Origin of the sequence: Herbaspirillum sp. DW155, assembly GCF_037076565.1 — a bacterium.
In the GTDB taxonomy this organism is placed as follows: Bacteria; Pseudomonadota; Gammaproteobacteria; order Burkholderiales; family Burkholderiaceae_D; genus Herbaspirillum.
Genome location: NZ_AP029028.1, coordinates 1160687 through 1173066, shown reverse-complemented (window position 1 = coordinate 1173066; position 12380 = coordinate 1160687). Strand labels below are relative to the sequence as shown.

The 12380-nt window shown below is 56.1% G+C and carries 9 protein-coding genes; 6 read left to right on the top strand and 3 right to left on the bottom strand.

What is annotated here, in order from left to right; all coding sequences use genetic code 11:
- Positions 1 to 70: 70 nt before the first annotated feature.
- From AACH55_RS05315 to AACH55_RS05300, 4 genes are all read left to right on the top strand, one after another.
- A complete protein-coding gene (locus AACH55_RS05315) occupies positions 71 to 1381 on the top strand; it encodes a hypothetical protein (RefSeq protein WP_338718385.1) in 1311 nt (436 codons plus the stop codon).
- 157 nt (positions 1382 to 1538) lie between these two features.
- A protein-coding gene (locus tag AACH55_RS05310) for an IS5 family transposase (protein WP_338716885.1) occupies positions 1539 to 2326 on the top strand; the annotation gives its coding sequence in 2 pieces (ribosomal slippage) (positions 1539 to 1890 and positions 1890 to 2326; 789 coding nt in all).
- Between the two features lie 687 nt (positions 2327 to 3013).
- Positions 3014 to 5107, top strand: a complete 2094-nt coding sequence (locus tag AACH55_RS05305; protein ID WP_338718384.1) for a hypothetical protein — start codon at positions 3014 to 3016, stop codon at positions 5105 to 5107.
- 210 nt (positions 5108 to 5317) lie between these two features.
- Positions 5318 to 5815: a CesT family type III secretion system chaperone gene (locus AACH55_RS05300; RefSeq protein WP_338718383.1), complete on the top strand. Its 498-nt coding sequence runs from the start codon at positions 5318 to 5320 to the stop codon at positions 5813 to 5815.
- On the opposite strand, the gene AACH55_RS05295 is transcribed toward AACH55_RS05300, so the two are convergent.
- Positions 5805 to 6152: a hypothetical protein gene (locus AACH55_RS05295; RefSeq protein ID WP_338718382.1), complete on the bottom strand. Its 348-nt coding sequence runs from the start codon at positions 6150 to 6152 to the stop codon at positions 5805 to 5807. The genes AACH55_RS05300 and AACH55_RS05295 overlap by 11 nt on opposite strands.
- Between AACH55_RS05295 and AACH55_RS05290 the strand changes: the two genes are divergently transcribed.
- Complete coding sequence (locus tag AACH55_RS05290) at positions 6151 to 8286, top strand: hypothetical protein (RefSeq protein WP_338718381.1); 2136 nt, start codon at positions 6151 to 6153, stop codon at positions 8284 to 8286. The genes AACH55_RS05295 and AACH55_RS05290 overlap by 2 nt on opposite strands.
- A 52-nt stretch (positions 8287 to 8338) precedes the next feature.
- Here AACH55_RS05290 and AACH55_RS05285 read toward each other — a convergent pair whose 3' ends face one another.
- Both AACH55_RS05285 and lhgO read right to left on the bottom strand, forming a co-directional pair.
- The gene (locus AACH55_RS05285) at positions 8339 to 9652 is read right to left on the bottom strand and encodes an MFS transporter (protein ID WP_338718380.1); all 1314 of its coding nucleotides are present in this window, start codon (positions 9650 to 9652) and stop codon (positions 8339 to 8341) included.
- A gap of 99 nt (positions 9653 to 9751) precedes the next feature.
- Positions 9752 to 10957 (bottom strand): L-2-hydroxyglutarate oxidase, encoded by a 1206-nt coding sequence (gene lhgO / locus AACH55_RS05280; protein ID WP_338718379.1) that lies wholly within the window; start codon positions 10955 to 10957, stop codon positions 9752 to 9754.
- 362 nt (positions 10958 to 11319) lie between these two features.
- On the opposite strand from lhgO, the gene AACH55_RS05275 reads away from it, so the two are divergent.
- The gene (locus AACH55_RS05275) at positions 11320 to 12243 is read left to right on the top strand and encodes a LysR family transcriptional regulator (RefSeq protein ID WP_338718377.1); all 924 of its coding nucleotides are present in this window, start codon (positions 11320 to 11322) and stop codon (positions 12241 to 12243) included.
- Positions 12244 to 12380: the final 137 nt, after the last annotated feature.

Sequence of the window (12380 nt, the reverse complement as noted above, 5' to 3'; positions counted from 1 at the left end):
TTATGGAAACTTTATATGTATATTTATACAGTATTCCGTACGATCGTTTACTGGAGAAAAGCGAGAAAACATGTCTTCAAAAAAAGCTCATACAAAAGGTAAATCTGGCATTCTGCAAACTCTTCATGGTTGGCTAAAGAGAACGAAAAATCCAAAGGCACCGGAGTTAAAACTTCAATCAGAATTGATTTATCTGGAAGGCTCTCCAAGCAAAGAAAAGGAAAAGCCGACTGCTCCAAACTTTAAAGCGCTCTATTGCGAATATCTCGCTATCGCAAAAGACACATTGGATGTCGCTTGGAAATTAGCTCCCATAGCGCTTCTTCCGCCAGGGCTACTCATATGGGTCTATCTGCGTTCCATTCATTGGGAAGGTCTTTTCTTAGACTCAGCAATGACAGTAGCCGGATTAGCGTTTCTGTTCCTCGCTGCTCTACTCCTTGCTTTTGCAATTCTTCTACAATTTGCGATCCCATCCCTGGCTCTGATAGGAATCGTTTCACTCCACGACGCAAAAAAAGTTATCTCACAAGAAATCGCATCAAGCTTTCGATGGTCAATGCTCGGTTGGATCGTCGCGTTCTTCGTTTCTATGTTTTACGACAAAGGGCTAGCCATCACCTTGTTGATCGCACTATCAGTTCCCATGAGTGTCTTTTTCATTCGCATCCTTCTCAAGCACAAAGAACTAAAAAAAGATCCGAAGAAGATTGGGCCGCATATGACAAATTTGGTGTGGATGGCCGGTGCCATGCTTCCGATGTTAGCGACCAGCTTTCCTTTGCTAATTGGCTTTGAAGTCGCGAGGAAGATTCCTGATATTGAGCGCTGGGAATCTCTAGGCATCGTTGTCATTTGCATCATAATTATTAGTTTGCTGCCCGGATTCGTGTATTTGAATCTTCGCACCATCACAACTGATAGAAAAAGTGCGACAAAGGGAGCTGTGATTGCAGGTTTCGGGATGTCATATGTGATTCTGATGGCGGCTGCCTTTTTTGCGCCGGTATCATCCAAGGTTTTAGGCTTTTCTGGAATTTACAGTAACGAATTATGGACATTTCAGGTTCGCGAACCCTCTCTTTCCTCCGCTCTGAAGACCGCCGGCTTCACACTACAAACTTCAAGTGAAAAAGACGTATCTTTAGATCCACAAAGGCCATCGGAGCTAACTTTTGTGGAGGCCTACGTAAGATATGGTTTTGGAGGAATTAAGCTTCTGTGTACCAAGCCATTTGATCCTGCTACCGCGACAGCAGAACTCGTAAAAGAAGCACGAAAGGCAAATAAGCCAGATCCCGGAATGTTGGGAGGGCAAGGCTGCACTAGCGCGACCAATGCGGAGGTGCGAGAAGTAAAGAAAGAGGAGACCACTTCCTGAGACAACTTGCACTCAGGGTGCCGGAATTTTGCCGGAACGACTGCGTCATATTCAGTACACGTAAGTAATCACCAGTGATAAAAAACGTTGTAACCACTAGAATTCATTTCATAAATAGGGTCTGTTAACTTTTTATCGTGCGTGTTAACTTCTTCGTATGGCACGAAGAGAAGAACTAACAGACGAACAATGGGCGATTCTGGAGCCGCTGATACCAGAAACACCTAGACGTGATGATGGGCGTGGACGCCCGGAATTGCACAGCAACCGCGCCGTCATGAACGGGATTCTCTGGGTGCTACGCACCGGTGCGGCCTGGTGTGATTTGCCAGATCGGTTCCCCTCTGGCACGACATGCTTCCGAAGATTTTCGCGCTGGGTCAAGAGTGGCGTGCTACGGCACATACTCGAAGCACTGGCGCAACACCTCGAAGAGGTTGGCCAAATCAATCTTTCCGAATGCTTTATTGACGGCACGTTTGTGTTGGCAAAAAAAGGGGCCCAAAGGTCGGAAAGACCAAGCGGGGCAAGGGTACGAAGCTCATGGTTATTGCAGACGCTACTGGTCTTCCACTCGGCGTGCACACGTCTTCTGCTAGCCCACATGAAGTCACCCTTGTCGAGGCTACCCTCGATGAGATTGTCACAGTGGGACGACCCGAACGAATTATTGGGGATCGCGCCTACGATAGTGATCCGCTCGATCAAAGACTTGCTGCCAAAGGCATTGAACTGATCGCACCACACAAGAGCAATCGAAAAAGAGCGGTCACTCAAGACGGCCGGGCGCTGCGCCGATACCGGCGCCGATGGAAGATCGAACGACTGTTTGCCTGGCTTAATGCCTTCAAGCGTGTACTTACCCGATGGGAGCGTTGCGCCGATCATTACACAGGCTTCGTTCATCTCGCTTTCTCCATAATCCTCATGCGGCGCTATTTATGAAATGGGTTCTAGTAATTCTGTGTGATGATATACATGCTTGATCTGGCTTTTAATCCGTTGGTCGCAGGTTCGAGTCCCGCACGGCCTACCAGAAATACGAAGGGCTCCAGTTCGCTGGAGCCCTTTTTGTTTTTCTGGCACCACAAAACTTCGCAGTGAGTTTTATCCTTCGCGCGCTCCCGGCTGGCGATCCTTACGCTGCAATGGCCAGATGCGCGTACCTTTTGCATAGCGCCTCCCCCATCGGCGCGACTTCCCCCAAGTGCCTTAACTTCATCACGGCACGCACTATTCCCAAGCGATCCGACGGTAATCATGCATCAAGCAATTCCGCGAATCCTCACCTGCCTGCCCGAGCAACAGCGCCATCACCTTTGAGCAGATCTCTGCCGATCACCGTGTTGCGGGAGATGTTCCACCCTGCTCCAGATGCGCGTTGCGATACCCCTGCATCAAATCACCACAGGCCCGGGCCGCCTCAGTCACTCCCTCCCCCCGCTTGCCCTCGCGAGCAGGACGGTAGTCGATGCATGGATAAATTCCGGAGGGAAATTTCCTTAAAAACTTTAGTTTTGGAACAAAACAAAAACGGGGAATTACATATGAATACCGAAACGCGATATTCACCCGCGTCCGGTAACACAAGTCGATTTTCGACAATTCAACTACAACTAACAAGAGACCATCATGTTCTCCCCATCCTCTATCGCATCTACATCTCAGGCCGCGCTTCCCGAAATCGAGGAAATCACCCCGGCCGCACCGGAGACAAGGACTCCGCCATCCCAGTCAGCAAGGCCGTCACCAGTACCGACGAGCGAGCACAGAGCCCATGTCTTCGGCACCAAACGCTTCCTGAAATTCGCCAGCCCTACCAAGCCACAACCTGCCGGCGACATGAAATTAGCTAAATTATTTGGCAAAAACGTCATCGTCTATAGCAGCCCCAGTGCCAACGTAAAAAAATCCCCCAATCCGAACGCGCTACCCGAACCTGGGGGAGATGCCATGGCGCTGGCCTACAAGTTTTGCGGCGCCGGAAAAATTTCCCTGATCAGTTCACACAAATCGCCGCATTTGCTGGAATACCATCCCCGCTCCATCGTCAATATCGAACACTCGGACAGCCTGAAGGAGAATATGGAAGCCGATTCCGCATTCTTCCTGAATACGAGCAGCGAGGAACTGCAGCAGAACGCCGCCAATATTCCGCGAGGCAGTTGTGTCACGATTTCAAACAACGCCAGTGAAAAAGTTGCCGAACAGGTCGCCCTGCTGGCGCATATCAGGCCCGATCTGCAGGTGTACGGCCATGCCTCCACGCTCAACGATCCCAAGAACAACAAAGGGGCCATCGAGGCTTTCCGCCGGGTGGGTGCCATCCTCGGCGGCGAAAAGTCCGTCGTCATGCGTCCCCTGAAAAAGGAAGACAGCCTCTGGATTCAGAAGAAAACCGGCGTGGATATCTCTCCCGGTGCTGCCATCCCGGCCCTGTTCGATCAAGCTGGCAGGCTCGATCGCAAGTCATTCCTCGACAACTTCAAGGCGAACCCTCACGACCCTGCGCAGGAAGAGATTGCGCGCACCACGCTACAACAGTTTGCTGACATCCATAAGAAGCTGAATCTACCTGAAGCAACGCAAGCCAAAAAGAGCAAAGACAACGCCTTCGGTACCCAGGTCGCCAACAAGATTCTGAACAGTTCCATCCGTCAGAAAAAAACGGAGCAGCAGCAAGATCAACTGGAAAAACTGGGCAAGGTGCTGATCCTGGGATCGACCGGCAACGTCGGCGACGGCATCCTGCGGGCGCTATCCGGCCGGGTCGAGATCGACGCTCCTGTACGAAATCCGGCGCGTGTCTCTCCGGCGGATCATCTGGGGAATGTCAAATACCCCGTGCGACAGCTTCCGCTGAGCGCCTATACCCAACATGATTTCAGTGCAGATACGGCCTTCATCGCCGCCTCCGCTCCGCGCGACAAAACCCGCACGGACCGGGCCGGGCAATTGATCCCCAATCTGGCCCAGGTCATGATCCCCTTGATGGCGAAAATCCCGTCCAACGTGAAACTCGTCCAGGTCATCACCAATCCCTGCGCCGACATGACCTATGCCGCATGGTTGTTGCGGCCGGATCTCGCCGGAAGGATTTCATCGCACTCGGGCACCGACCTCGTACGCCAAAAGGAACATGTAAGGGAGGGCGACAATCCGGACACGTACTTTACGTTCGGACCGCATTCGCCGACGCAAGTCAATGTTGATCTCTCGGACAACCGGATCGACCGCAGCATTGCGACCAAAGCCAGCGACATCAACGCGCGCTCCGGCGGCCAGGCCACAACGGACCCCACCTCGCTCTCCAGTATCTACGAAGCCTTGAATATCCTCAGCGGCGATCAGTCAAGTTACGCCATCCCGCTCACCGCAAACGAAGCGGCCAGGTTGCAGGAGTTTCTCCGTAGTTCCGACACCGCGGAACTGGCCAACGTGGTCGTATCCGAAGGCCTCGCGTTCACCCTCCCGCGCAAGAATGGCGAGGTCAACTGGCAGATGCTGGAACAGGCACGCGATCAGATTCCCGACTTCATGCGCAATACGCTCCCGGCAATTGAAGAGCTGACGTTGGGACGACAGACGATTCTGGATCATGTCGTATCGATGATCCAGACCAGGCGCCCTGAACTCGCCGGACAGGTAAATCATGAATGGGTCCTCGCAAACCGGGATGGGCTGCTGGAGATGCTCAACGAAACAGCGTCCAACGCCACCCGTTGACAGGGCGACGTATCAAGAGAATTGACCAGGCATAGCCAGACCAGAATACATGCCGGAGAAGGCCATGGAGCCTGGGGCCATGCCTGAATCTGCCCGCAGCACTTTCGCGCATGGCAAATTCTCTGCACGGGAAGGGCCGGTTCTGGCCGGCCTTACCGTGTTCTCCCGAACTGCATTGCGGAATACACAAGAAAGCAAAAAGGCCACATCATGGAAAAAGACAATCCATATCGGCGCTTGCTGGACGATCTGTGCCAGCGGGTCAATATCAGCACCTCAGATCATCGGGAAGATTTTTACTACGTCGCCGACATCAAGGTAGACGATGTTGATTTCTCGTTGATGCCCGGCAGCGATGACAACGCCGGTGCGCTCCTGTTTTTCAGCGACTTCGGACTCATTCCCGTTGAATTCGAGACCATTGCGATGCGCCGCCTGCTGGAGGCCAACCTCGTCATGATGGGCGTGGGAAGGCCCAATTTCGGCATCAACTTCAGTACCGGACATGTCCTGCTCTCCGGGGCCGTACAAATTGCCGGCATGGATGGCGAAAAATTGCTGGCAATGCTCCGGCACTACGCCAGCAAGGCGAACACATGGCGGCAAAGCTATTTCATGCTGGACGAAGAACGTCAAAAAACGGCGTCGTCCAGCCCCGAGCGCAACCGTATGCTGAAGCAGTTCGAACGCGCGTCGACTAATTTTTAAAATAATTTTCAGTAATCGGCCGGTGGATTGCAGGTGGAATGCCTCGTCGGAGCTTCGTCACCGAGCGCGCCTCATCCAGGGTGCCTTGCGCTGGCTTCGCGCGCTTGCCCGCCCACGACAAACACTTGCTGAAAAAATCCAACATAGTGAAGGCAATCATGCGCACTTTTTCATTACCGTGCTTTTCCGGCTCCACGCCAGCACACACCCACACCGAGGCCACCGCGTCGACGACACAAACTGATCGGCCTGTGCCAGCGCAAGGCGGGTCAGTCGAGCTTGCCAGTACCAGCGCGATAGAGGGACTCCCCGCTCCCGGCGCGACGGAGCAGATCATGACCGCAAGCCATCCGACCGCCCCCCATGTGCAGATCGTTTCGTCTGCAGCCGGACATGAATCCAGAGCCGAATTCCTCGCGCGGATGCAGACTCTTTATGTCGACGAGTTGCATCAGTTCGATGAGATTCCTGCTGACAAAATGGAGGAAGCCGGCCAGCTGTATGAGGCGTTTCGCACCTTGACGGCAGACCTGGAGCGGGATTCGGCCAAGGTCACGCTGGCCCAGATCAACGACGTCATGACACTGGCCGAAAGCTATTTCGGCGTGAACTGGAAAAAAGATACCCGCCTCTCAGGCTATGCCTACCAGTTCGTGAGCCACCCTTCGGCGGTATTGGGCATCATTCCATCCACCATTTCCGCCCATTCGAAAAAGGTATCGACGGAACTGGTTGCCACTGGTTTCTCTACCCAACTGCTGTACGCGCTCACGGCATTCATGCCCATGACGTTCATGCATAGCATGGTCTTCCAGGGGCAGTTTCGTCTGGCCGCACGCTCGACCAAAATCGCTTCCGACAGCGTGAAGACGCCGACACTTGCAGCCTCACTCAAAGAACTGCAAGAAGCCGCCGCCGAGTTCGAAAGAACGGCGCTGGCGATGCAGGAACCTGATGCGCAGCATGGCGACCTGCAGGATGTCATCCGCAATTTCTCGGATGCCTACAACAGGCTGCTGGACGCCCGTGCGAACTGCGCAAAAGTCGAAGCGAAATTCAATATCGAACAGAATGCCTTGTATAACACCACGCTGGTACGCGGCGCGCGCGCCATCGTCAGCATGGCGGCATCCGTGACCTCGCTCTCGACCCGCAATGCGCCCTTGGGTCTGATCATCCTCAGCACAGGCACGTTAATGACGATGCTGGCGCAAATCTGTGCGGGTCTCGCGGACACTTCGCAGAAAGCCTCGGCCCAGAATCGCCTGATGCCACGGGCCGTGAACGTATTGCAGAAAGCTGAACAGGAACTGATGAGAAGTACCGCTTCCCCTGCGGAGGTTCAGACGGTCGATCAACCCGAACATCCACGGCCGGCGGAAATTGAACAGATCGCCGCGATCGCGCGGAGCCCTGAGGACATTACGCCTGCCACTACCAACAGCGAGCTGTCCACCTTCATCAAGACACTGGGAACGATGTCGCTGACCGGTCCTTTTGAAATGCGGGTCAGCCTGCTGGAACGACGTTTCGATCTGGACAAGAGAATGGCGATGCAAGACCTGGCCGAACTCTATGACATGCCGGATTGCGACAGCTACATGCGCCTGCAGTACCTGACCAACAAGATCGACCAGCTAAGCGAAGAAGAACGTGCAGAACATGATGTGCTGGCAGGTCAGTATGCCGTTTCTCTGCCGCAGGCCAGGCAGCAAAAGGCCGATGCGTGCCGCGCCCTGATTGAACGGGTGGATGCCGATGTGGCCGCACTGAAACAGCCCGACTGGAACGCTCTTTCAGACATCGGCAAGGACGCGCTGACCAAAGAGCTGGAGGCTTACATCGAACTGCAGCAATACAAGGATCTGCGGGACATCAGACATTTGCTTCCCACTGTGTTCCGTGCGGTGCACGACGGGATCCTGGATTTGACGAAGCCGGAACAACTGACGCCATTGGCCATCAACAAATGCGTGCAGGTGTTCACCATGTTGCTCGGTGGTCCCGCCATTCCCCAATTGGTCAGCGCCAGTCTGTCGCTGTTCAAAAAGCTGTATTCGAACGATCACCCGGGCTTTCAGTTTCCCCGGGCGATCGTCGCAGCGCCGCTGGTGGTGGCGCTCTTCAGCATCTACGGATCCCGCTTCGGTCCCTACGCCTCGACCCATACCGTGCAACTCAGAAGCGACCTCAAGAACAAACTGGCCCAGGGGCTATTGAATATTCCGGCAGGGGCAAGGATGTACCGGAGCAAACAGTTCTGGAAGCTCTTCATGAACGAACTGCCGGGTTCCGTCGTGGCGCAGGGAATGATCGCCTGGGGATTGCGCAAGATTTCCGGGGAATACAAAAAGTCTGATCAGTTGCTGGAGACATACGGCGCATCCGTTCAAGAGCACCTGCAGGCACAAGATGTGGAATCCGGCGCAAGGCAGGCCATGCAGATCGGTGCTTCAGCATCGCCCGCCTAGACGGGCGCTCCGCAGTCGTCGCCTGTCGACCGGAGACCGACAGGCGCAAGGGTCAGTTCTTGTGACGATTGAATCGATACCCCTGGTCGAAGCATGCTGCGAATGCGACCAGAATGCCCGAGCACGTCAGGATCAGCGCCACGCCTTTGGTGTCGTGCGACGCTGACCTGGCGACCATGGACAGCGCCCACAGGGGCGCGATACCACCGGCGATGGCGGTGCCGATTTCGCGCGCCGAACCGACCCCCGTCGAGCGGCTCTGCACGGCAAACTGGCGACTGAGGAAAGAGCCCTGCGGCGCAAACATCATCGGTGCCAGCAACCCCGTGCCGATGATCAAGGCCATATAGATCGGGACGCTCTGGCCGGTGCCCAGCAACTGCATGAAGGGATAGGCGAACAAGGCCGACAGCACGCCGCCGACGATGAGCACCTTCTTGCTGCTGAACCGGTCACACAGATAGCCAAAGAGCGGCACGCTGAAGATGGCAACCAGGCTGGCCAGGGTCACCGACAGGGAGGTCACGCTGGCGGAGACGCCCTTGAACTGCGTCAGATAGGCCAGTGAAAAGGTCTTGAAGATATAGCTCAGCGCGTTGTAACCGATGGCGACGAAGAACACGACGGCTAGCCCCTTGGTATTGGTCTTCCACAATTCGCGGAAGGGGCGCTTATGTTGATGGTGTTCCTCGAACTGCTGATACTCCGGCGTTTCCGGCAAACTCCTGCGCACCCACAGACCAACGATGACCAGCAGGAAGCTCAGCAGAAAAGGAATGCGCCAGCCACCGGCAAGCATGAACTGCTCGCCATTGACGGTCAGCAGATACACCGTCAGCGACGATAGCAACAGGCCCAGGTTCAGCCCCAGAGCCGGCCACGCACCCTGTCGGCCCTTCTTGTTGTCGGCCGCGTGTTCGTACGAGGTCACTGCCGCGCCGGCCAGTTCGGCGCCGGCCCCCAGCCCCTGTACGATGCGGATGATCACCAGACACAAGGGTGACCAGACACCGGCGGTGGCGTAGGACGGCAGCAGACCGATGGCTGTCGTGCACAAGCCCATCATGCAAAACGTCACGAACAGCATGCGCTTGCGCCCATAGCGGTCACCGAAGTAACCGAAGAACAACCCGCCTATCGGTCGCGCCACAAAGCCGATGGCAAAGGTCGCAAAGGCTTGTAGCGAGGCCGTCGTCGGATCAGCGGCATTGAAGAATATCTTGCTGAAGACGATGGAGGCCATCGTCGCATACAGATAAAAGTCGTACCACTCCAGCATCGAGCCGACGATGGTGGCGGCGGCCACTTTGCGCAGACGGCGTTTGCTCTGCGTGGGGGTTTCCTGTTCGTTCTTTTGAATATTCACAATGTCTCCATCAATGAGTTCTTATTGGATTTTTTTCCTACCGGTCGCCCAGGTTGAGTGGCTCAGGAAGCGACCGACAACCATGCGGCCTTTCTTGCATTAGTGCTTCATGACTTCGCGGACGATGTATTCCGCAATGGCCAGCGAGGAGGTAGCGCCCGGAGAGGGGGCGTTGCGGATGTGCGTGATATTGCCGTGTTGACGGATCACGAAATCGTCCACCAGTGCCCCATTGGACTCCATGGCTTGCGCGCGAATCCCCCGCACCGCCGGAACAATGCCGACCTCGGCCAGCGACGGAACATACCGGGCCGCCTCGCGGACAAAGCTGGCTTCGCTGACCACGGTCTTCAACTCACGAAAGGTCGCCGCCCAGTTGCGGGCGGCAAACTTCCAGAAACCGGGGTAACCGGCAAAACTGAGGATGTCGCTCAGGTTGATGCTGCGTCCGTCATAGTTTTCGCGGCCCAGGGAGATGAAGGCGTTCGGACCGATGGTCATCTGACCATCGATGCGCTTGGTGAAATGAACCCCCAGGAAGGGAAAGCGCGGGTCCGGCACCGGATAGATCAGGCCCTTCACATGCGACTTGAATGCCTCATCGATCACGTAATACTGACCAAAGAAAGGCACGATGCGCGGCGTCGCCTCGTCGCCGGAGCGGCGGGCCAAACGATCCGACTGCAAGCCTGCACAGGCAATGACCTGATCGAATCCCGAATCGAACACTTCGCCGTTGGAAAATTCGACCCGCACTTCGGCGTTGCGCTCGATCAATCGTCCAACGGATGAATTGAGGCAAATGCGACCGCCACGCGCCTTGATTTCCGCGGCGATGGTGGTGGCGATCTGCCCGTAACTGACGATGGCCGTTCTGGGCGAATGCAGGGCACTCAAGCCGATGCAGTTCGGCTCGATCTCGCGCAGCTCATCTGCGCCGACCAGTCGTACATCAGGAACACCGTTGGCCTGCGCTTTTCGATAAATGGCGTGCAGGCGCGGAATCTCTTCCTCTTGCAGCGCCACCACCACTTTGCCGCACTCGTCATAGGGCAGCCCGTTCTGCTGGCAATACTCGCGAATCAGTGCGACGCCGCGTCGGCAAAGCCGCGCCTTGAGTCCGCCAGGTTCATAGTACAAACCGGCGTGGACCACTCCCGAGTTGTGGCTGGACTGATGACTGGCGACACTGGATTCCTTCTCGAATACCGTCACTGCGGCGTCGGGAAAATCCAGCATCAGTTGACGCGCGACGGCCAGACCATTGATTCCCCCACCAATCACCGCATAACGCTTTTTGTTCATGATTCCTCTCAAATAAGTTGCAGACACTGGTCCCGCGCCCATGCGCCGCCCAGGGCGGATGCACAGCCGGAAACAAGTGTCTCTGAAGCGGGACGAGCTGCGACGCGAGTGGGCCGTCATGCCAACGCATGAATTCATCGCCCGATGGCACCGGCTCGGCGCGCCAGACGCGACAACGCGCCGGGACTCTGACCCGGGCTCGCTGAAATTCCCTGGTAAGCGACGCTCAGTGCGCCACGGAAAGCGGCCCCTTCCCCGCAATGACGTTGCCGGAGATTCTTGGGCAATCACAACTTAAATAAAAGCGAAAAAATATGTAGAATCTATTTTCACAAAATCGAACAAGAGAGTGAGTGGGCGGGATGACCTTGAAGCAACTCGAAGCGTTCTACTGGGCAGCCACCTGCGCCAACTTTGCGATCGCCGCCGAACGCCTGCATTTATCGGTCTCTTCTCTGTCCAAGCGGATTTCCGAGCTGGAGGTATCGCTGGGCATGCCTCTGTTCGACCGCAGTGCTCATCGCGCCTTGCTCAACGAAGCCGGGCAGGCTCTGCTGCCGCGGGCGCAGGCGCTGCTTGACAACGCCGCGACCGTTCGCGCCACCTTCGCCCCCTCTGCCGGACTGGTGGGGCGTTGCGCCTTTGGTGTTGGTGAACTCAGCGCGCTGACCTGGCTACCGCAGTTCATCGCCCAGGTCCGCAGAGAGCATCCCCAACTGACGCTTGAGCCTTACGTCGATGTCGGTTCCGTTCTGGAAAGCCGCGTCGCCAGAGGCGAACTCGATTTCGCGATCATTGCGGGACGCTCATCGCACTACGACATCTTGTCGCAGCCGCTGAGCCAGGCGCAATTCATCTGGGTTGCGGCACCTGCGCTGGCGGCATCGAGCAAGCCGCCGTCATTGCGCAGTGCGGTCGATCTGCTGCATGCCGGCCAGCCGATGATTGTTCTGCCACCGTCCGCGGGAACCACACGGCTGATCGATGACTGGCTCCTGCAGCATGGCATCACTGCCGTTGAGCGCATCAATTGCAATAACTGGGGGGCCATTGCCGGCATGCTCATTGCGTCGGTCGGCATCGGCATCCTTCCGGCAGGCTGGAGTCAAAAGCTGATTGACCAGTCCCTGCTCGAGCCGCTCATCGACTCGGAACTGCCGGCATCACTCAGCTATTCTTTCCAGTGGCGGCGTGGCGACAACCGTCCATTGCTCGACCAGCTCCGCCGGCTTTGCACGCAATGTGTCGATTTCACCGTCGATATGTCACGGCCCCTGTCGGCCTGATACGCGGACGGGGACCAGCCTGAGGCACAAGAAATTCATCGCGCGCAGATATCGCCAGCGGCTGCTGGCGAGCGCAATAGCAGATACCGACCTTCCACAACCAACAGGCGGGCGAACGTTCGCCCGCCTGCGTGGCG